The following is a 20,471-nucleotide window of genomic DNA, read 5'->3' as shown; positions in this document are numbered from 1 at the left end:
CCGCCAACGAGCGGTTACCGGCGACACGGTGGTCACAGTCGATGATGCACTAGGGGACAACCCACTACTCGCCATGTCTGGCTTTTGCAGCCGCACGCCTCCGCGTGGGGGGCGGAGGCGTGCGGGGTTGTGGGTTGTTGTTAGCGCTGGCCGGGCTGCCAGTTGCCGTCGGGGGTGGTGCCGTTGGACCAGCCACCGGACTGCGGGGCGGCGTGGGTGGCGGGGTGCTGCTCCTGCGGCGGGTAGTTGCCCTGCTGCTGGTAAGCACCCTGGTCGTAGCCGGTCTGCTGGTAGGTGCCGTTCGACGGCGCGGTGCCGTTGGACTGCGTCGTCGGCTTCATCATGGTGTCGCGGTCGAACAGGTTGCCGAGCGCCCGGCCCGCCATCTCACGACCGCCGAGACCGAAAGCGAGACCCATCGCCAGCGCGGCGCCGGCGAGCACGATCAGCAGGGTGTTGCCGGTCAGCTGGACCGCGATACCGAGCTGGGTCAGTGCGGCAAAGGCGGCGTACACCAGGATCGCGTACTTGCCCACCTTGGCCAGCGTTTCGTTGCCGGTGGCACCGCGGATGATCGCGGCCAGGAAGTTCGCGAACAGCGCGGCCAGGCAGATGATCACGATCGCGGCGAAGATCCGCGGGATGTAGCCGAGCATGTCGCTCATGAACGCCGAGATCTCCGGTACGCCGAGCGCAGAGGCGAACATGGTGAAACTGATCAGGAACACGAACCAGAACACGACCTTGCCCAGCATGTCCGAAGCGGTCAGCCCCGTGCCGGACCGCTGCAGGACGCCGGACACACCGGCTCGTTCCATCCACTGGTCGAAGCCGACCCTGCCGAGCAGTTTGCCGACGAGCTTCCCGAGCACCTTGGCGACGAAGTAGCCGACCACCAGGATGACGAGACCGCCGAGCAGGTTCGGGATGAATCCGAGAAGCTTGCCGAAGGCATCTTCAAAGGGCTGCGTGAAGTCGATCGCTAACGCGGACATCGAAACTTCCTTCCGGAAAAGGCCCGCATCCGCTGCCGCGCAACACCGCACACGACCCCGGCACGGGCGGATGCAGTGGTGTCTAGTATTCCCCGTGCCCTGCGCCGTGCACCCCAAACAGTTGTCTCAGGCATGTAAAGCCCTGATTGCAAAGGCAAAGTCCTTGCATAAGGCAACCGCACCGACACGGGTGTCTTTTGCATAAGGCAACGACCGTTACGGTGGTTTGCTGGTTACCCCGGCGGCTGAACCGGTCCAGCCGGTTGAGAAACTGGGCCCATGACCTCTGCCCAGCCCACAGCCGCCGTGATCCGGCGCGCCACCGCCGCCGATGTCGCCGGGATCGTCACCATGATCGCCGACGACCAGCTCGGCACCACCCGCGAGTCGGTCGACGACCTGGCGCCGTACCTGAAGGCGTTCGAGGCCATCGACGCCGACCCGAACCAGGTCCTCGTCGTTGCCGAACGCGATGACGCGCTGATCGGCACCCTCCAGCTCACCATCATCCCTGGCCTGTCCCGCCGCGGTTCTTCCCGCGGCCTGGTCGAGGCGGTCCGGGTGGCCGCCTCCGCCCGCGGTTCAGGTCTCGGTACGACGCTGATGGAATGGGCAGTCGAGGAGTCGCGAGCCCGCGGCTGCAGTCTGGTCCAGCTCACCTCGGACAAGACCCGCACCGACGCGCACCGCTTCTACGAACGCCTCGGCTTCACGAACTCCCACGAGGGCTTCAAACTCAAGCTCAACTGACCCGCTTCGCCGGGGCGGAGAAGGTGTTGCAGGAGGACGGGTTGGTGGAGTCGAAGGCGCGGAGGCTCCAGTAGCCGTGGTTCTTGCGGGAGCCGTGGTCGCGGATCTTGTCCGGGTTGTACTCGTCGCCGGTGTGCTTGACCATGTCTTCCCAGAGGTCGAGGCGTCCGCCGGTCAGCCGGAGCGACCGCTTGTGCGCGCCCAGGAAGGCCGCACCGAGACAACTCGCCTGCAGTTCCAGGCGTCGCTCGTCCTCGAGCTGCACCGCCTTGGATCCGCCGGGGTGGACGAACACGTACGTCCGCAGAATGTCGACCGTGTCCTGCAGATGGTGGCCGTACTCGTGCGCCAGCATCTCCTGGAAGTCGATCTGACTCCAGACTGGGTCGCTGTCCGGATCGGCGTACTCCTGCCACTCGAAACAGATCACGTTGCCCGAGCTGCGGTAGAACGCATCGGTGCTCCGGGGCGGATTCGCACAGAGCTGGGTGCCGGACGACTTTCCTGCCGCGTACGCCTCGATCCGCGGCGTCGGCAGGTAGAAGCCGGCCCGGAAGACCAGCGGGGTCCACGCTCTCTGCATGCAGCCCACCATGAGCTTCGCGTAGGTGAGCAGCCCCGCCTGCGTCCGCGTCATCTTGCTGGGCAGCTTGCAACTCACCGCCGGCACCCGGCCCGCCGTGTACAACCCGTTCTTGATCGGCACCAGCGTCGGATCGTTGGAGATCGACGGCGACGGTGACGGCGCCGACCGGGCCTTGGCCGACGGTGTCGGTGCCGAAGTGACGGTGGGCTCCGCGATGGCGGGTGACGCCGGGTGGGTGGCGACGCCGGCGACAGCGGCAACCAGTACGGCGACGATCGCCAGCCCGGCGCCCTTCGCCGTACGGTGCGTCAACTGACCTTCTTCGCCGGTGCGATGTAGGTGTTGCAGGAGGCGGGGCTCCCGGACTTGAAGGCGGGGCCGGCCCAGACCCACTGGTTCTTGCGGGAGCCGTGATCGCGGACCTTCTTCGGGTCGTACTCGTCGCCGGAGTGCTGCACCATGTACTCCCAGTAGCGCAACTGCTCACCGCGGAACCCGAGGCCCTGCTTGTTGGCGCCCAGGAAGGCCGCCGCGAAACAGCTGGCCTGCAGCTCCAGGCGGCGGCTCCACTCGAGCTTCGCGGCATTCGACTTCGTCCAGCCTTCGCGGGACTCCGACGAGATCATGATGTTCGTCAGCATCTGCACGTGGTGGCCGTACTCGTGGGCCAGCGTGTCCATCATGATCACCCGCGTCGCCCGCGCGTTCTGGCGGTAGGCCTTCACCGTGTCCTGCCACTGCATGCTGATGGTCTCGTCGGCCCCGCAGTAGAAGGATCGGTCGGTGACGCCCAGGCAGGACGACGTGTTCTTCGTGACCAACTGAAGCTTCGGCGGGCGGAACGGGTAGCCGGCCCTCTTGACCAGCGGTTCCCAGGCCTTGTTCAGGCACGGCAGCAGGGCTTGGTAGTACCGCAGGATCGCGGACTGCGAGGTCGGCTTGATCGTCGGTTCCTTGCAGTTGACCGCTGGGATCTTGCCGACGACGTAGATCTTGTTCTTCTGCAGGCGTTCCATGTCGGGGACGGGGGTGACCGTGACGGTCACGGTGGGGTCGGCCGGGACCGGGAGCGGAGCCTCCGACTCCTTCACCGAGGGATTGGTCATCGGCTTGTCGACGGTGTCGTAGGAGTCGATGAGCTTCAAGGCTGCGATGCCGCCGCCGGTGACCAGGAGCAGCGTGAGCGCGGACAGCCCGGCGATCACGGCCTTGGAGTACTCCCGGGACGGCGCGATCGGCGGCGGCTCGTCGGAGAACCGGCCTCCGGCTCCGGTCTGCGAGGACGGCGAGTGCCAGCCGACCGGACGAGTGCGGCCGGTACGACGGGTGCCGACCAGCGGCGTGAGAGGGGCGCCCGCCATCGGCGCGGGCGGGGGTGCACCGAAGCCGGGTTCCGTGCCGGGGTCGGACGGGAGCGGGCGTGCCTTCTTCCGCAGAGCCGGGTCGAGGGGTGCGGAGAGGGCGCGGGCCTTGCCCAGGTCGAGCGATTGCCGGCGCTCGGCGGCCCGCGCGCGGTCGCCGTCGGTCAGGATGTCGCCGGCGCCGCCCGGCAGGAAGTGCCCGGGCCTCGGCAGGCTGCCCCCGGACCGCACTGTCCCCGGGCCCGAGGTGGCACCGGCGGCAACGCCTGGGTCGGCCGGCGTGGATGCGCCGGCCCTGGACGATGGTTCAGTGTCCGGGTGCTCCTCAGGCATCGCTCGTCCCCATCGTTCGTTCCCGTTCCGTCAGCCGACCTTGGCGGATGCTGCCACGAAAGTGTTGCAGGTACCCGGATCGGCGCTGGCAAAGCCCTGGTTCATCCACAGCGCGAGACTCCTGGCGGACCCATGATCGCGGATCTTGTCCTCGGCGCGCTCGTCGCCGCCGTTCCTGATCAGCCTGGTCCACTGGGTGAGCAGTTCGCCGCGGAGCGGGAAACTCGCCTTCGCCGCACCGAAGAACGCGGCCGAGAAGCAACTGTTCTGCAGCGCCTGCCGCCGGTCCATCTCCAGCCGCGCGGCCTCGGTCGGCTCGGTGTCGCGCAGGTTCTCGGTCGCCTCGAAGATCCCGGTGAGGTTCTGCAGGTGGGCGCCGTACACGAAACCGAGGGACTGAGCCATGGCGACCCGAACGTACGCCTTGTGCTTCGGGTAGTCCTCGGTCAGCTTCTGCCACGGCATCGTGACACTGCCGCCCTGCTCGTCGGCGCAGTACGACGACACGTCCTTCTGGATGCCGCACGCCGTCTCGTCACCCTCGTCGAACACGATCAGCCGGGGCGAACGGAACTCGAACCCGGCCTCGGCGACGAGCGGTTGCCACGCTTTGTCCATACATGCGATCAGGGCCTGGTAGTACGACTCGACGTTCTCCTTCGAGGTCGGCCGGTACGCGGGCTCCTGGCACTTCACCGTGGCCAGCGGACCGGTGGCGTAGAAGGGGTTCTCTTTCTGTACGACGAGGTCCGGGGTCGGCTCGCCGGTCGGTGTGGGGATGCCGGACGGGTGGTACGACGGCGTCGCCCCGAGCGGGTTGGCGATGTAGTCGTCGTACGACGTGAACACCTTCGCGGCGAGGGCGACACCACCGCCGACGACCAGGAGCACGGCGACGACGATGACGGCGATCAGTGCCTTGGAGCGCTGTTTGGGGACGTACGGGAGCGGCTCAGGTGCGTAGACGGCTCGGAAGGCCGCGGCCGCCGGATCGTTGGGCGGCGGCGGGCCGAACCGGGTGCCGGAGAGCTGCACCGACCGGGGCGAATCGAGCCGGGACCCCGACAGTTGCGGCCCGGCCGGGGTGTCCGCTCCGAGCCGTGGCGTCGGCGCGGCCAGTGGAGCCGATCCCGGTGTGGATCCGCCGTCGGTCGAGTCTGTCGCGCCCGCACCTCCGGGCAAGAAATGGCCAGGCTTCGGCGCCGGCTTGTCCGCCATGATCCCCGCTTCTCCCCAGTCCCGGACTCCGCCGGTCCCCACCCATTCACCTCGACCGCGGTCCGAGACCCCCTCCCGGAACCGCCGCAAGATGGTAAGCCCTCTGACACCACCCCGTGTACTGGATTGCAGCTATTGACACCGTTTCGCTGACTTACTCCGAGTAACAACCACCGAGGAGCACTGGATGAACGCGCTGGACACCTTCCGCCTGACCGGCCGCCGGGCCCTGATCACGGGCGGCAACCGCGGCCTCGGCCGCGCCTTCGCCCTCGCGCTGGCCGAGGCCGGCGCGGATGTCGCGATCGCCGCGCGGGACGCCGAGAAGAACGCCTCGGTCGTCGCCGAGATCGAGGCGCGCGGCCGCCGGGGGATCGCCGTCGAGGCCGACATCACCGCCATGGACGACGTACGACGACTTGTCGCCGAGGTGACCGCTGAACTGGGCGGCATCGACGTACTGGTGAACAACGCGGGGATCGCGATCCACCGCCCGGCCCTGGAGGTACCGCCCGAGGAATGGCAACAGGTCCTCGACCTCAACCTGACCGCGCTGTGGAACTGCAGTACGGCGGTCGCACCCGGCATGATCGACGCCGGTGGCGGGGTGATCGTCAACGTCGGCAGCATGTCCGGCCAGATCGTCAACCGGCCGCAATGGCAGGCGTCGTACAACGCGTCCAAGGCCGGCGTGCACCACCTGACCAGGAGCCTCGCCGCCGAATGGGCGCCGTACGGGATCCGCGTCAACGCGATCGCGCCGGGCTACGTCAAGACCGAGATGGCCCCGGTGGATCGCCCCGAGTTCCGGCAGAACTGGATCCTCGACGCCCCACTCCAGCGCTACGCCACCCCCGAGGAGATCGCCCCCACCGTCGTCTACCTCGCCAGCCCCGCCACCTCCTTCATGACCGGCTCAGTAGTCGTCATAGACGGCGGCTACTCGGTCTTCTAGGGTGGCTCCCCATGGATCTGGGGTTCGTCTGTTCTTGTTGCGGTGAATCGCATTCGGAGCTGCCGATGGCGTTTCACATCGAGGCACCGGTGTACTGGACGCCCGAAATGGCCGACGCACCCGGCTGCGAGCTGGCCTCCGACCAGTGTGTGATCAATGGCGAGCATTTCTTCGTCCGCGGGCTGATCGACATCCCGGTGATCGACACCGGCGAAACCTTCACCTGGGGTGGTTGGGTGTCGCTCAGTCAGGAGAGCTTCAAGCACGCCAGCGACCACTGGAACACGGACGGACGCGAGCAGCACGAGCCGTACTTCGGGTGGTTGTCGGTTTTGCTGCCGTACGAACCGACCACCCTGAATCTGAAGACGAAGTTGCACAGCCGTCCGGTCGGTGAGAGGCCATTCATCGAACTGGAGCCGACCGAGCATCCACTGGCGGTCGAACAACGGCAGGGGATCACGCGGGCCCGCGTCCAGGAGATCGCCGAGCAAGCCCTGCATCCCTGACCTATATCTGGTTGCGGCGGGTGGCTTCTGGGCGGTTGGCTGGGCGCGTGGTCGAGCTGAAGCGGGACGCCTATTCCCGGTCCAATGGGTACGACGCTGAGTGGGTGCTGGCTGGGGACATGGGGCCGAATCCCTTGTGGATGCTGGAGGATCTGGCCAAGGATCTCGATCTTCAGCCCGGAATGCGGGTGCTCGATCTCGGGTCCGGGAAGGGTTCGACGTCGGTGTTCCTGGCGAAGGAGTACGGCGTCCAGGTGTGGGCGGCCGATTTGTGGATCGAGCCGTCCGAGGCTGCTGCGCACATCGCGACACAGGGCGTGGACGGCGTCGTACCGGTGAAGGCGGAGGCGCATGCGCTGCCGTTCGCGCACGGGTTCTTCGACGCGATCGTGTGCATCGACGCGTACGAGTACTTCGGGACGGCCGACGGTTATCTCGCGTACATCACCCAGTTCCTCAAGCCCGGTGGTCAGCTCGGTGTCGCGACGCCGGCACTGCGGACCGAGATCCGCGACCTCGGGTACATCCCCGGCCACATCAAGAAGGAGGTCGGCTGGGAGGCGATCGCCTGGCATACGGCCGACTGGTGGCGGTTCCAGTGGGAGATCACCGAGCTCGTCGAGGTCACCGCGGCCCGGCTGCAGGAGTCCGGCTGGCAGGACTGGCTGGCCTGGGCCCAGGCGGTCTCCGAGTACCGCGGCAGCCGTGACTCCGCGCTCGACATGCTCGAGGCCGACCAGGGTGAGCACGTGACATTCGCCCTGCTGGCAGCCCGGACTGTTGCCGGTGAACCCGGGTAGGGGATGCTGGGGTGCATGAGCTGGGCTGTGTACGCAATGCGAGGACCAGGAGGCGTACGCCGCCTCGACGACATTCCGGACGGATACGAGCCGCCTTCCGTCGGTACGTCGGAAGACGTGGTGGCGAAGGTCCGTGAGCTCGTTCCGGACGTCGACGCGAGCAAGCCGTCCTGGCTGCAGCTGCGGAGCGACGAGTTCGACGTCGAGATGACGATCGGCAAGGGCGTCGAGGTCCGCGACATCACCTTCTACCTGAACGACGGCCCGCGTTCGATCCCGATCGTGATGGAGATCAGCCGCCTGCTCGGCGTCACGCCGTACGACACCGAGTCCGGCAACTTCCTCACCGAGGAGTCCCGCCCGCCGGTTCCGCCGCCGCTGACCGACGACGAGATCAAGGCCAACAAACCCAAGTGGTGGAAGTTCGGCCGCAAGTAGTCAGGCCGGGCGGGTGGCGACCAGGGTGCCGATCTTGTTGATGCGGTGTTCGGGGTTGCCGAGGGCGTCGCTCCAGTAGTTGCCGGCGGCGTGGTCCTCGGGGGTGGCGCAGGTGGAGAGAGTGATCACGGCCTGGGTGGGAGTCACGCCCGGGCGGCCGGGGACAGCGGCGTTCTGCTGGGCTTTCTCGGCCGGCTTGCGGAACGAGATCGTCATCGTCCGGCTCACCACGTAGTCGTAGACGAACCCGTTCGCGGTGACCAGGATATGGTCGCCGTTCTTCAGCTCCGGAACCCGGCCGAACGGGCGGCCGTGCGTGGTCCGGTGCGCGGTGATGATGTAGTTGCCGATCTCGCCGGGCCCGACCCCGCCGGCCTTCCCCCGCGGACTGGCCGCGACCCCGCGATCCTGGATCACCGTCCCAGGCCGGTCGTCCGCTGTCCCGACGTACGGAACCACCCGAAGCCGCCGTACCCCGAGCGCCGGAATCGCCATACTCGCCACGGTCGTCGTCGTCCGCTTCGCCGTCGGGCTGGGCGTCCGCGGCACAGTCGGCGAGGTCGTGGGCGCTGACGCCGGCCCCGCGGTCGGCGTACCCGAGGGTGTCGCACTCGACGTACCGGCACTGGGCGTCACTCGACCGGACGCCTCACCCGCCGGGCCCGCAACATCAGCACACCCAACCAGCCCAGCCGCCGCGACAACCGCACCAACCATCCACCGCCCCACCTTCCGACGGTAACCCCACCCACCGAAAACCACCCGAAAACAGCTCAGTCGAGCACGGTGAGGGTGGCGGGGCCTAGGTGGAGAGTGCCGGAGGTTAGTGGGGTGGTTCGGATGCCGGCGTGGCCTCGGAGGGCTTTGAAGGCGCCGGGAGTGAGTACGGCGTCCATCCAGGCGCAGGGGTTGGCGGGGCGGTGGGCCTGGAACTCGATCGGCCCTGCTCCGGAGTCGAGGGTGAAGCGGCGGCCGGAGACTCGGGTGCCGTCCGGCGCGCGCTGGGCCGCGAGGGTGTCGACCGAGAATCCGCGCAGAATGATGTTGCGGCGGAGAAGCAGGGGATCCGGTGCTGCCGGCAGCTGCAGCGTCGCGGCCAGCTCGTCCATGGCTCCGGCGTCGAGGAAGGTGACTGCCGCGTTCCGGTGCACCGTCTGACCGAAGTACCGATCCCCCACGAGCCCGAGCCCGGCGCGCACCTCCACCTCCGAACGCGCCACCGACACCGGATCAGCCTGCGGACCGTCCTCCGGTCGCCCCTGGAACGCATGCACGGAGGAGACCATCAACCCGACGACCTCCACCGCGATCTGCACGTCCTCCACAGTACGACCTGGCTGCAGTTCGACAGGACGTATACGGCCACTGCCGGCGACGCACGACTGAGCAGACCGGCAACACGACTCGAATCGCCGGACACCTCCTGTCGAAATGCACACGTCACCCCGGGCTAGGCCACGTTGCGTCTGCTGCTTCCGTCCAAGCCCCAGCTGAGGATGCGCTCGGGGTAGATCCGGATGATCTCCCGGCTGAAGCCCTTCATCGGCGGTTCGACGTCAGAGATCGCCTCGGAGCGGCCGCGGATCTCGATCCCCCGGACCTGCCAGCCCTGCTCGGTGGAGAGGTCGTCGACCACCAGACTCACCTGCGGATCGGCCTGCACGTTGTGGAACTTCCGGCTGGCACCCATGCCGTGCCCACCGATGTCGATGTAGCCCTCCTCAGCGTTCACGAAGTACCCCACGGGGTTGTTCTGCAGCGCCCCGCCGGGCGCCTTGGTGGCGAGCCGGCCGAGCTTCTGCTCAGCCAGATACGCCAACTCCGATGCGGTGAAGATACTCATGCCGCAGAGTGTGCAACCTGAACCGAAGTTGAGGTCAAGTCCATCGGTCAGCCCCAGGTCAGGGGGTCCAGGAGGCGATAGAAATCCAGGCGGCGCTGGTCCGGCGAAGGGAGACCGTAGGCGGCGAGGAAGGGTGCGGGGTCGGCGGACCATTCGTCGTGGAGTTGGATCGTGGCGAGGGCGAGGTCGGAGTAGCGGTCGGCGATGCCAAGGCGGCCGAGGTCGATGAGGCCGGTGACTTCCAGCGTGTCCGGATCGAAGAAGACGTTGGGCAGGCAGGCGTCGCCATGACAGACGGCGAGGTCGGCACCCTCTTCGATATAGGGGCGCTCGGCAACCACTCGATCCAGCAGCTCTGCCGGAGAAAGCTTGCGCCACTCGTCAGTGAGGAAGGCAGGATTGACAGCATCCCATCGTACGACGTCCGCCGCCAACGCGATCACCGACGCCAGGGGCCGCTCGAAGGGGCAGTCGCGCAATGAGTGCAAGGATCGCAACGTCCGCCCGAGACTCTCCATTGCCTTCAAGTGAACGGATTCCGGCAAATCGTCGCCCGCCACCCCAGGCACAGCCGTCGTCACCAGGCACGCACCGTCGGACGACTCGACCCAGTCGGCAACCGTTGCCCCGGGCAACCCAGTACCGGCGAGCCACGAAATCCGATCCCGTTCGTCCCGCAACTCGGCGATGCCGGACGGCGCACAGCACTTGGCGAAAACGTCACCCCGCCGGTAGACCGAAGTGTCGGACTCGCCGATTGTCACCGGCTCCCAGTCATCACTGTTCAGCTGGAACACGAGACGAGTCTCGCACGATCAGTTGCCAGGGAAAATCGAATACCTCGCCGGGTGCACCCTCACGATCGCTCAGCCGGCCAACGATGATCCCGGCCAGCGCCTCGTTGAATCCCACCGGCCCGACCGTCGACAGCGACGGGTCCAGATGCTCGCCCTCAGGCGTGTTCCCGACGCCCACCACCGCCAGATCCCGAGGTACGTCGATCCGCAGCCGATGCGCAGCCCGGACCGCAGCGATCGCCGCGAAGTCCGTCGTGCAGTAGATCGCCGTCGGGCGGTCCGGCTTGGTCAGCAACGTCATCGCGGCCCGGTACGCCCCCTCCGGGTGACGCTCGAAGATCTCGATGTCCTCGTCCCGGATCGGCAGACCGGCCTTCCGGAGGGTGTTGACGTACGCGTCGTACCGAGCGAACCCCGACGTCCGCGAGGTCAGCGCGCCGACTCTGGTGTGGTGCTCGAGCAGATGCTCTACGGCCAGATGACACGTCGGCTCAGCGCCCGACCGGATCACGTCGAACCCACGCGGCTCGAGCGTCTCGCTGAACGCCACGATCTGTACGCCCTGCGCGGCAAAGGCCTCCAGTTCGGCGATCTGCGCCGGGTCCTGGCTGACGCTGTCGATGAAGATCACATCCGGGGTCCGGTTCGACAGCACCGTCCGCCAGTCACCGTCGGCGACGATCAGCGCGGTCTTGCCGAGCGGGCTGACCGCCTCGCTGACCGTGGCCGCGACGGCCTGCGACCACGGGTCGGCGAGCACGCTGAGCGACAGCAGGACGAGGTCCGACTTGCCGGTGCGGATCGCGCGCGCGGCGTCGTTGCGCCGGTAGCCGAGCCTGGTCGCCGCCTCGCGGACCCGGTCCGCGGTCGAGTCCTTGATGGTGTGGCTGCGATGCCGGCCGGACAGCACGTACGACACGGTCGCGACCGACACACCGGCCTCGGCCGCGACCATGCGCAACGTAGGCCGGTCAGCCGCAGAAGGTTGCCCCATCGCCATGTGATTGATTCTTGCAGAAGCCGTCAGACCCGGCCTAACCCTTGACGGCCCCGGTGATGACGCCCTTGGTGAAATGGCGCTGCAGGAATGGATAGACCAGCGCGATCGGCACCAGCGCGACCACCACGACCGCCATTTGCAGCGACTGCGGTTGTGGCAACGGTTCCACCCCGAGTTGGTCGGCCGACAACGACTTCCCCTGCAGCACGTACGTCCGCAGGATCACCTGGACCGGCCACTTCGACGTGTCGTTCAGGTACAGCAATGCGTTGAAGAAAGCGTTCCAGAACCCGACCGCATAGAACAGCCCGACCACCGCGATCACCGCCTTCGACAGCGGCATCACGATCCGCCGCAAGATGGTGAAATCGCTCGCCCCGTCGATCCGCGCACTCTCCAGCAACTCACCCGGCACGTTCATGAAGAACGTCCGCAGTACGACGAAATTGAACGCACCCAGTGCACCCGGCAGGATCAGCGACCACAGACTGTCGAGCAGCCCGAGTTGCTTGACCACCAGGAACATCGGGATGATCCCCGGCGCGAACAGCAACGTGAACAACACCATCAACAGCACCGGCCGCCCGAACAACACCGGCCGCGACGTGGCGTACGCCAACGCGATCGTGACGGCGAGAGCGATCGCCGTACCGACGACCGTCACGAAGACACTGACCAGGATCGCCCGGCCCATCAACCCGCCGCTGAACAACGTCTCGTAGGCCTTCAGCGTCGGATGCGACGGCCACAGCACATACCCGCCCGCGTCGATGATGTCGCCGTCACTGGCCAGCGACGTCGAGATCACCACCATGATCGGGATCACGATCACCAGCGCGAATCCACCGAGTACGACGGCCTTGACCGACTGGTAGAGCGGGGACGGGTTCTCTTTCCAAATGGGTCTCATGAGCGCCTCTGAAAGATCCCGGGCTCACCGAGCCGGTGAGCGAGCGAGTTGGCACCCCACAGCAGCAGCGCCCCGACCACACCCTTCGCCAGACCGGCCGCGGCTCCACTGCTCCAGTCGCCGCCGACGACACCCGCGTAGTACGTGAAGGTGTCCAGTACTTCGGCCGCACCCGGACCGACCGAGTCACGTTGCAGGATGAACTGCTCGAACCCGACGCTCAGGATGTCGCCGATCCGCAGGATCAACAGCAACACGATCACGGTCCGCATCGACGGCAGCGTGATGTGCCAGAGCCGTCGCCAGCGCCCGGCGCCGTCCGCCGCGGCCGCCTCGTAGAGCGAGACGTCCACGGCGGTGAGCGCGGCGAGGAAGATGATCATCGCCCAGCCGGCGTCCTTCCAGATCAACTGCGCGACCACCAGCAGCGGGAAGGTGTCCGGGTTCGTCATGAACGGGATCGGGTCCAGCCCGGCCTGCCGAAGCAGGTTGTTCACGAACCCGGCCCCGCCGAGCGACTGCTGGAACAGCGTGATCACCAGCACCCAGGACAGGAAGTGCGGCAGGTACGCGATGGTCTGGAACCAGCGCCGGAGCCGGTTGCTGACCAGGGAATCCACGATCAGGGCGAGCGCCAGCGGCACCGGGAAGAACAGCAGCAACTGGACGGCCGCGAGCAGCAACGTGTTGCGCAACGCGTCCCAGAAGTCGGGGTTGCCGTACAGGTTGACGAAGTTCTGCAGACCGTTCCACTCGCTGTGCATGATGCCGAGGTACGGCTGGAAGTCCTGGAACGCGACCACGTTCCCGATCACCGGGAGGTAGAAGAACACCAGCAGGAAGACGACGCCGGGGATCATCAGCAGGACCATCTGCCAGTCCCGCCGCCATCGCACCGCGAGCGGCAGGTGGCCCTTGACCTGCCGCCGGGTGACCGCTTTCTTCAGCATCTATCAGGACCCCGTGACCGGGACGCTCGACGGCAGCACCGCCTCGAACTCGCCGCGCATCTTGTCGCCGCCGCCGCTCTTCCAGCGCTTGAGTGCTTCGTCGTACGCCGAGATCTTCTGCCGGCCGGTGACGATGTCGACGATGGTGTCGCGGAACGCCGCGGTCAGCTTCGGCCCGACCTTGCTGGAGGTGTCGGAATACGTGCCCGCGGTCGGGTTGCGCATCGCGTACTCGAGCAGCTTCTGCTCGGTCGCGTAGATCTTCTGGGTGTCCTCGGGGAACGCCGGGTTGAAGATCACGCTCTCCGGCGACGTCATGATCTGCAGCGCGCTGACCAGGCCGGGTGCCTGCTGGGTGCCGGCCTTGGTCAGCACCGGGTTCTTCTTGGCGTCCAGCTGGTACTGCTGGCCGGCGACCCCGAAGTTCTTCTGCAGATACTCCTTGGTGCCGAACGGCGCGGACAGGTAGTCCATCAGCGCGAGCAGCTCGCGAATCCGGCCCTCGTCGGTCTTCTTGAACGGCGTGAAGCCGACTGTACCGTAGCCCATGTCGTAGACCGGCTTCGCCTTGCCGTCGTGGCCGAACGGGATCAGCGTGTCGACGAACAGGGTCGGGTCGAGCGCCCGGAAGTCCGCGGTCGCCCGCGGCCCCACCACGACCTGCGCGGCGATCTGGCCGTTCACGGTCTTCGGGGTGGCGTCGGCCAGGTTGAGGTCGGGGTAGAAGACCTTGGCCGCCCACAGCTTGGCGGCGTACTCGACCGCGGCCTTGTAGTTGTCGGTCTCGTACAGGTGCGTGAGCGAGCGGTCCTGGTTCACCCGCCAGCCGTTCGGGGCGCCGAACCACTCGCCGAACATGTGCAGCATGTTGATGATGGCCGGCTCGAGCGCGTAGTTCGTGCCGTTGGTCAGTTCCTTGCACTTGGCAAAGAACTCGTCCGCGCTGGTGCTCTGCAGACCGCCGACCTTCTGCCAGGTCCGCGGATTGCCCATCATCACCTGGCCGAACGGCGTCGACGGGATCGGGGCGCCCCAGATCTTCCCGTTCACCACCGCGGTCCGCCACGACGCCGGCTTCAGCGCGGCGAGGTTCGGATACTCCAGTACGGCGTCGCCGGACAGGTACTTCGTCAGGTCCTGGAACTTGGCCTCGAGCATCGGGCCGACGTTCGGGATGCCCTGGTTCGGCGGCAGCCACATCAGGTCCGGCAGCGAGTCGCTGGCCAGCAGGGTGGCGAACTTCTCCGGGTAGCCCGGGTCGGTGCCGATGGTGAGACGTAACTCGGCGCCGAGGGCCTGGTTGAGTGACTGCCACATCGGGTTGCTGCCCATCGGGGGCGGCGGCGTCGCGAACGTCTCGGTCAGCGCGCTCACCGCGTTCTTCAGCGGCGGCGCCTTCACACTCGAGATCGCGTCCGGCGGGAACTGCAGGAAGCCGGGCTCCAGGCCCGACTCGGCACCGGCCAGATCGGGCCGGAGGCCCTCGAACGGCTTGTACGTCGGCAGCGTGAGCTCACTCGACGCCTTCGCGCCACCGTTCGCCGTACCGCCGTCGCCACAGGCCGCCAGCGCGGGTCCGGCGACCGCGGCGCCGACCACGGCACCGCCCAACCGCAGGAACCGCCGACGACTGACCTGCTCACCCACTGACATCGATGGAACCTCCGTGCCGATCGTTGATGGTGTTTTGCGTCCAGTAGCAATCACTTATGATCACTTAAACGTTAACCCGGACCGTAAACCCCGCCCGGCCCCGGACGCAAGGCATCAGCACGAAAAGAGCCGGCGGCCGCGGGGTACGACTCCCGCGGCCGCCGGCCGGACACCAGGTCTCGCGACCTGATGGAGCTGGATCAGTCGATCAGCACCTGACGATCAGGCTGGTGAGCGCGGTGCAGCTACGGCTCGCCTCGTCGTTCGCCGCATTCGGGTCGCTCGGCGAGCTCGCCGTACGCGCGGCCGTCGCGACCAGGGATCCGACCGTGAGCAGGCCGGCGTCGGCCGCGAACGTCCGGGTGGTGCTGGCACCGCTGGCCAGCGCCGGAATGTCACAGTTGACCGTCCTGGTCCCCGCGACCCGGGTGCAGGCCGACGACCCGGCATAGGCCAGACCGGCCGGGTAGGTGGCGGTCACCCGGATGCCGGTGGCATCGGAGGGGCCGTCGTTCCGCACGGTGATCGTGTACGTGATGCGCGAGACGAGCAGCCCGCGCGCCGCCGCGTTCAGGGATACCGCGATGTCGGCGTCCGGTGGCACGAAGGTGAGCGTCGGTCCCTCGAAGAGTTCGAAGGCGTACTCGTCACCGAGGAACTGATGCTGCAACGTGACCGATCCGGGCGCGATGGTGTCCTTGACCCTGAAGGTGAAGACCACCGTCCGGCTTTCACCGCTCGGCACGTTGCCGAGGGCACCCCGGAACTCGATGTCCAGCGGGAAACAGATCACCGCACCCGTACAGGACACCAGGTCGAACATGTCCGGCAGCGATACTCCGCCCTTGCCGAACAGCGCGGCCTTGCCGCCCACGATCGTGAACGACGCGGCGTTGTAGACCGTGTGCGTGACGGTGAACTCGTCCCCCGGACCCAGCGAGGTCGAACTGACCTCGATCGCACTCGTAGGCGGTGCCGCCGAGGCGATCCCCGGCACCGCGACCAGACCCGCACCGACGACAGCCGTCACCAGCGCAGCACGAAGCATCCTCAAGGCATGCATAGCAAAGCCCCCCACTCCCACAGATAAACCCCAGTTGTGCCCCCACGGACCGCCGACGGCGGTGACAAGAGTATGGAGGGCTGATCCGGAGAGGGCAACAACTCGGGTCCGGAAATGCAGGTTGCGGACAGCAAGTATCCCGATTACGCCGGAGCCGCCGACGAATGGTGTTCGACGATCAGCCACCGGCCGTCGATCTTCTCGTAAACGTAGGTGAACCGGGCCCCGACCGAGGGTCTTGCCGCCGTCCTTGCCGGTCAGGCTGAACCGGTAGTTCCCACTGTGTACGGCGTTCTCGTCGTCGAGAATCCGGATATGCGACTCGGTGATGGTCCCCTGCGGCTTCTTGAGCAGGGAGTCGTCCTCGAAGTACTCCTTGATCTGGTCCCGGTTCGACCGGACGACCGGGCTCAGCGTCGGCAGGAGTACGCCGTCCGCCGCATAGAGATTCGCCACGGTTCCAGAGTCACCGCTGGCCAGGGCCGCGTTCCACTGGTCGAAGAGGCCGGCGATCTCCTGCTCGGTCGGACGGTCGTTGCTGCTGCACCCGGTCACGGCGATCGCCAAGGCGGCGGCAACTGTCAATGGGCGGAGGTTTCGCATCAAGCTGCTCTTTCTGGAGGGCGGTCGGTACACCATCCAGATTGCTGTTGCCTACAGCAACAGCATGCAAGGAGAGAGTCAGGTTTACGTCAGCGTTTGGCAGGACGCAGTACGACGTGCACCGCAAGACCTCCGCCGGATGCCTCGCGCAGCTCGACCTGGCCGCCGTCGTGCTCAACCAACTGCTTCACGATAGCCAGTCCGAGACCTGTACCGGTGCCCGGCGGACCGGCCAGCCAGAACCGGTCGAACGCGCGACTGCGCTGCTCCGCGGTCATCCCAGGACCTTGGTCGCTGATCACCAATTCCCCTGTTTTACGGGCTTTAAGGCTGATCTTGCTGGCCGCCGGAGCCGCCGCCAGCGCGTTGCTGAGCACGTGTCGAGCACCTGCTCCATCGCCCCCGGCGTCGCGGTGATCCAGCAGGGCCGATCGAGGTCCACGACCAACTCGACCCCGGTTTCCTTCAAGGCTGCCGACCAGGTCGAGACTCGCTGGTCGATGATCGCGGCCAGGTCGATCGGCTGCGGAGCCGCAGTCGATCCCTTGGCGGTGGGGTCGTTGCGGGTCTTGAGCAGGCTGGCGACGACGACGATCACCAGGATCGTGATGATCACACCGAGGCTCAGCGGGGTGGGGACCTCGGGGATGCGGTCGTCGATGTCGACGTGGGCCCAGTGCAGGATCAGCTTGACGCCGATGAAGGCGAGGATGACGGCCAGTCCGGCGGATAGGTAGACGAGCCGGTCCAGCAGACCCTTGACCAGGAAGAACACCCACGCCGGCTCGCTGCACGCCCACCGTGACGTGCAGCACGCCCCAGCCGAGCGGCCGGGGCGTGCTGACGCTGACTGATCAGCTGATGGTGAGGATCTTGTTCACGGAGAACGCCTGCGCGTGATCCGCATCGGCCGGGAACCAGACCCGGTAAGCGATCTGACCGCGGATGGCCGGCTTGATCCCGAACGCATACGCGCCCGAACTGCTCAGCTTCACCGAGGCGATCGACTTCCACGTCCTGTTCGCGTACTGCTGCAGGTACACCGGCTTGCCATAGTGCGCCGGAGCGACGTACCCACTGAACTTCGTGATTCCGCCCAGCCGGATCGAGGCCGGTGACAGCGCCGCCGAGATCGTCGGCGCCACGTTCACGGTGATGTCCGCGGTCCGCGTCCCCATCAGGTCGGCGTTACCGGGGAACGTCAGCATGTACACCGACGACACCAACGGCTTGTGGACAATCGACACGGTCCCGGTCGAGGACGTCTTCAGCGCCGCCAGCAGCTTGAACGTGGACACGTTCTTCGGCCGCACATACACGTTCACCGGCAACCCGGCATACGCGACGTTGTCGATCCGCAGCGTGCTGCCCTTGATCGTGATCGATCCGCCGTACTTGATCAACGTCGACGTCGTCGCGATCCCGGACTTCATCCCGAGCAGCCGCGTCACCGCCACCGGGCTGACCTTGCCACTACGATCCTTCACCCAGGCAGCAAAGGTGTACGTCGTCCCCTGCGCCAACCCGGTGTTCTTCACCGCGGACGCCGTACCCGCGTACACCAACGTCCCGGTCGTCAGCGTCGGCACCGTGGAACCGGCGTTCCGCCGCACGATCACCTGATCGAGATCCGGGGTCGCCGGAATCGTCCAGGCCAGGTTCGCCGCCAGGTACGCACCACTCGCATCGAACGCGCCAACCGGCTGCGGCGCCAAGTCGACCGTGGTGAACACGCTGCTGAACGGTTCGAGCGGCGTACCGTCAGCCTCGTCGACCCCGTCGACGACGATCCGGTACGACGTGTTGTCCAGCAGCGGCGTGGTCGGCGTGATCACGGCTTGCTGGGTTGTGGCGTCGAAGCCGACCGTCCCGGCGATCGAAGCGCCGGACTTGGCGTTGACCAGCCGAACGGTGTCGGCGTCGACCGTGTCGGCATCGACGGCTCGAGCGAACGTCACCGACGGCTTCGTGGCAAATGCCGCACCGGACGACAGGTCGGCCGGGGCGACGTCCCGAACGGGATAGGCGTCACCGGTCACCGGACCGGGGTTGGTTGCGCTCACCAGTTCCAACTTGTAGTTGCGACTGTCCCGCGAACCGTTGTAGTTCCGTACGGCGATGTAGGCGGTCCCAGCCGGCAGTGCCACATCCTGCTCGGCCAGCAGGTCCATCGGAATCTCGTAGCCGTCGGAGTCAAGCGGAGGCACCGGACGCTCGGCGTGCCCGACCGGCTTCAGGTCGCTTCCGAACACCGTGAAGACCGGGCCGACGTTCTGCGCAGAGGTAGCAGAGTCGTAGAACGGGCCCTGCAGATACACCCGGACGACCCGGGCCGCGTCGGAGTGGACGGAGTACCAGTCGACATCGCCCTCGGTACCGAAGTTCGACGACGCGATCGTCGTCAGCGGCGTCGCCCGGCTCGGCTGGTCGTTGCCATCGGCGGCACCGCCCGGGAAGTCCGGAGCGAACCGGCCGCCGAGAGCCGCGTAGGCGTCGAGGATGCCGGCGCCGTAGTACGGGTCGGTGCCGCGCGGACCTGCGTCCCGGGACAGGACCTTGAGCCGCGTCGCGACCTGGGCCGGGGTGAAGGTCGGCCACCTGTTCTTCACCAGGGCGGCCACACCCGCGACGATCGGCGCCGAGCAGGACGTGCCAGTGCAGTACCAGTACGGGTCGTAGCCGGCCGGGGTCATCGACCGCACGCCCGTGCTGAGGATGTCCCAGCCCGGCGCCGCGATGTCGACCCAGTCGCCGTACGAGCTGAAGCTGGTGAGCGCGCCGCTCGCGTTGGTGGCGGCGACCGCGATCACCTCCGGGTACGACGCCGGGAACTGGACCTCTTCGCTGCCGTCGTTGCCGGCCGCGGCGACGACGACTACGCCCTTGGATACGGCGTACTTGACCGCGTCGTGCAGGACGACGTTGTCGCCGGGACCACCGAGGGACATGTTGATCACCTTGGCGCCGTGATCGGTTGCCCAGGTGATGCCTTCGGCGATGTCGGCGTCGTACCCGGAGCCGTCGGCGGCGAGGACCTTGACCGGCATCGCCTTCGCGGACCAGCCGACGCCTGCGACGCCGATGCCGTTGTTGGCCGAGGCCGCGATGATGCCGAGCGTCATGGTGCCGTGACCGTTGTCGTCGATCGGGCCGCGGTTCGGCGAGGTCGCGTTGTAGCCCGTGACGAGCCGGCCGACCAGGTCGGGGTGACCGGCGTCGACGCCGGTGTCCAGGACCGCGATGATCTGGCTGCCGGTCGTCTTGGAGAGATCCCAGGCCTGCGGGACCCGGACCGTGTTCAGGGGCGCCGCCTGGTCTTCGGCGTACCACTCGTCGTTCGGGACGGCCGAGATCCGGCGCTTGTAGTTGAGCGACGCCAGCTCGACCGTCGGATCGGCCTTGACCTTCTTCAGCAGGTCGGGCGCCGACAGCTTGCCGGTGAGCCGTACGACGCTCGAGGTGACCGACTGCTCGGCGGTCGCGCCGGCCTTCGACACCGCGGCCTTGCGGGCCGCGGTGGTGGCCTTCTTCTTGAACTTGACCAGCACCGCGTTCGGCTCGAACTCTGCCTTCGCGGTGTTGTGATGGGCCTTGAGCGGCGGGCGGTATGGACCGGGCTCGGCCGCGGAACCGGACGAACCGGTCACGACGACCAAGCCGGCCGCGACCAGAGCCGCGGGCACGGCCAGGCGCAGCAAACGGGCAGG

Annotated in this window: 21 protein-coding genes; 5 read left to right on the top strand and 16 right to left on the bottom strand. The window is 67.1% G+C overall.

Translation table 11 applies throughout. The features are described 5' to 3' along the window. Window positions 1-140 precede the first annotated feature (140 nt). Window positions 141-995, bottom strand: coding sequence for a mechanosensitive ion channel family protein (locus tag V9K99_RS23455; RefSeq protein WP_337006410.1), 855 nt, complete (start codon window positions 993-995; stop codon window positions 141-143). 279 nt (window positions 996-1,274) lie between these two features. Here V9K99_RS23455 and V9K99_RS23450 point away from each other — a divergent pair, with 279 nt between their 5' ends. Further along, complete coding sequence (locus V9K99_RS23450) at window positions 1,275-1,745, top strand: GNAT family N-acetyltransferase (protein WP_337006408.1); 471 nt, start codon at window positions 1,275-1,277, stop codon at window positions 1,743-1,745. Here the strand turns inward: V9K99_RS23450 and V9K99_RS23445 are convergent. Genes V9K99_RS23445 through V9K99_RS23435 form a run of 3 tightly spaced genes read right to left on the bottom strand, consistent with a single transcriptional unit; the run spans window position 1,738 to window position 5,285 of the window. Continuing rightward, entirely contained in the window at window positions 1,738-2,643 is a 906-nt protein-coding gene (locus V9K99_RS23445; RefSeq protein WP_337006406.1) for a neutral zinc metallopeptidase, read from the bottom strand. The two genes, V9K99_RS23450 and V9K99_RS23445, sit on opposite strands and share 8 nt — an antisense overlap. Next, window positions 2,640-4,025 carry a neutral zinc metallopeptidase gene (locus V9K99_RS23440; protein ID WP_337006404.1) on the bottom strand — a complete coding sequence of 462 codons (1,386 nt, stop codon included), beginning with the start codon at window positions 4,023-4,025 and terminating at the stop codon, window positions 2,640-2,642. Before V9K99_RS23440 ends, V9K99_RS23445 begins: the two co-directional genes overlap by 4 nt. A gap of 30 nt (window positions 4,026-4,055) precedes the next feature. Continuing rightward, entirely contained in the window at window positions 4,056-5,285 is a 1,230-nt protein-coding gene (locus V9K99_RS23435) for a neutral zinc metallopeptidase (RefSeq protein ID WP_337006402.1), read from the bottom strand. A gap of 145 nt (window positions 5,286-5,430) precedes the next feature. Between V9K99_RS23435 and V9K99_RS23430 the strand changes: the two genes are divergently transcribed. Genes V9K99_RS23430 through V9K99_RS23415 form a run of 4 tightly spaced genes read left to right on the top strand, consistent with a single transcriptional unit; the run spans window position 5,431 to window position 7,945 of the window. Then, window positions 5,431-6,198, top strand: coding sequence for an SDR family NAD(P)-dependent oxidoreductase (locus V9K99_RS23430; protein WP_337006400.1), 768 nt, complete (start codon window positions 5,431-5,433; stop codon window positions 6,196-6,198). Between the two features lie 11 nt (window positions 6,199-6,209). After that, the gene (locus V9K99_RS23425) at window positions 6,210-6,707 is read left to right on the top strand and encodes a DUF2199 domain-containing protein (RefSeq protein ID WP_337006398.1); all 498 of its coding nucleotides are present in this window, start codon (window positions 6,210-6,212) and stop codon (window positions 6,705-6,707) included. A gap of 47 nt (window positions 6,708-6,754) precedes the next feature. Beyond that, a complete protein-coding gene (locus V9K99_RS23420; protein ID WP_337006396.1) occupies window positions 6,755-7,507 on the top strand; it encodes an SAM-dependent methyltransferase in 753 nt (250 codons plus the stop codon). 15 nt (window positions 7,508-7,522) lie between these two features. Continuing rightward, on the top strand, window positions 7,523-7,945 hold the full coding sequence (locus tag V9K99_RS23415) for a hypothetical protein (protein ID WP_337006395.1): 423 nt from the start codon (window positions 7,523-7,525) through the stop codon (window positions 7,943-7,945). On the opposite strand, the gene V9K99_RS23410 is transcribed toward V9K99_RS23415, so the two are convergent. The 12 genes from V9K99_RS23410 to V9K99_RS23355 form a co-directional block, all read right to left on the bottom strand. Beyond that, the gene (locus V9K99_RS23410; protein WP_337006394.1) at window positions 7,946-8,662 is read right to left on the bottom strand and encodes a class E sortase; all 717 of its coding nucleotides are present in this window, start codon (window positions 8,660-8,662) and stop codon (window positions 7,946-7,948) included. A 56-nt stretch (window positions 8,663-8,718) separates the two neighbouring features. After that, complete coding sequence (locus tag V9K99_RS23405; protein ID WP_337006392.1) at window positions 8,719-9,261, bottom strand: molybdenum cofactor biosysynthesis protein; 543 nt, start codon at window positions 9,259-9,261, stop codon at window positions 8,719-8,721. A gap of 134 nt (window positions 9,262-9,395) precedes the next feature. Continuing rightward, a complete protein-coding gene (locus tag V9K99_RS23400; protein ID WP_337006390.1) occupies window positions 9,396-9,788 on the bottom strand; it encodes a PPOX class F420-dependent oxidoreductase in 393 nt (130 codons plus the stop codon). A gap of 47 nt (window positions 9,789-9,835) precedes the next feature. After that, window positions 9,836-10,585 (bottom strand): aminoglycoside 3'-phosphotransferase, encoded by a 750-nt coding sequence (locus tag V9K99_RS23395; RefSeq protein WP_337006388.1) that lies wholly within the window; start codon window positions 10,583-10,585, stop codon window positions 9,836-9,838. Then, complete coding sequence (locus tag V9K99_RS23390) at window positions 10,566-11,585, bottom strand: LacI family DNA-binding transcriptional regulator (protein ID WP_337006386.1); 1,020 nt, start codon at window positions 11,583-11,585, stop codon at window positions 10,566-10,568. Before V9K99_RS23390 ends, V9K99_RS23395 begins: the two co-directional genes overlap by 20 nt. A gap of 34 nt (window positions 11,586-11,619) precedes the next feature. Beyond that, complete coding sequence (locus V9K99_RS23385; protein ID WP_337006385.1) at window positions 11,620-12,495, bottom strand: carbohydrate ABC transporter permease; 876 nt, start codon at window positions 12,493-12,495, stop codon at window positions 11,620-11,622. Next, on the bottom strand, window positions 12,492-13,445 hold the full coding sequence (locus V9K99_RS23380; RefSeq protein ID WP_337006383.1) for an ABC transporter permease: 954 nt from the start codon (window positions 13,443-13,445) through the stop codon (window positions 12,492-12,494). Before V9K99_RS23380 ends, V9K99_RS23385 begins: the two co-directional genes overlap by 4 nt. Before the next feature lie 3 nt (window positions 13,446-13,448). Next, window positions 13,449-15,098: a sugar ABC transporter substrate-binding protein gene (locus V9K99_RS23375; protein ID WP_337006381.1), complete on the bottom strand. Its 1,650-nt coding sequence runs from the start codon at window positions 15,096-15,098 to the stop codon at window positions 13,449-13,451. A gap of 208 nt (window positions 15,099-15,306) precedes the next feature. Further along, the gene (locus V9K99_RS23370; RefSeq protein ID WP_337006378.1) at window positions 15,307-16,764 is read right to left on the bottom strand and encodes an SgcJ/EcaC family oxidoreductase; all 1,458 of its coding nucleotides are present in this window, start codon (window positions 16,762-16,764) and stop codon (window positions 15,307-15,309) included. An 89-nt stretch (window positions 16,765-16,853) separates the two neighbouring features. Then, window positions 16,854-17,141: an ATP-binding protein gene (locus V9K99_RS23365; protein WP_337006376.1), complete on the bottom strand. Its 288-nt coding sequence runs from the start codon at window positions 17,139-17,141 to the stop codon at window positions 16,854-16,856. After that, the gene (locus V9K99_RS23360) at window positions 17,063-17,539 is read right to left on the bottom strand and encodes a hypothetical protein (protein WP_337006375.1); all 477 of its coding nucleotides are present in this window, start codon (window positions 17,537-17,539) and stop codon (window positions 17,063-17,065) included. Before V9K99_RS23360 ends, V9K99_RS23365 begins: the two co-directional genes overlap by 79 nt. A 79-nt stretch (window positions 17,540-17,618) precedes the next feature. Next, window positions 17,619-20,462, bottom strand: coding sequence for a S8 family serine peptidase (locus V9K99_RS23355; RefSeq protein WP_337006373.1), 2,844 nt, complete (start codon window positions 20,460-20,462; stop codon window positions 17,619-17,621). Window positions 20,463-20,471 lie beyond the last annotated feature (9 nt).

This window comes from Kribbella sp. CCNWLW201, from assembly GCF_037203805.1.
In the GTDB taxonomy this organism is placed as follows: domain Bacteria; phylum Actinomycetota; class Actinomycetes; order Propionibacteriales; family Kribbellaceae; genus Kribbella.
The sequence above is the reverse complement of the archived record's forward strand: the minus strand, read 5'-3'. Positions and strand labels throughout refer to the sequence as shown.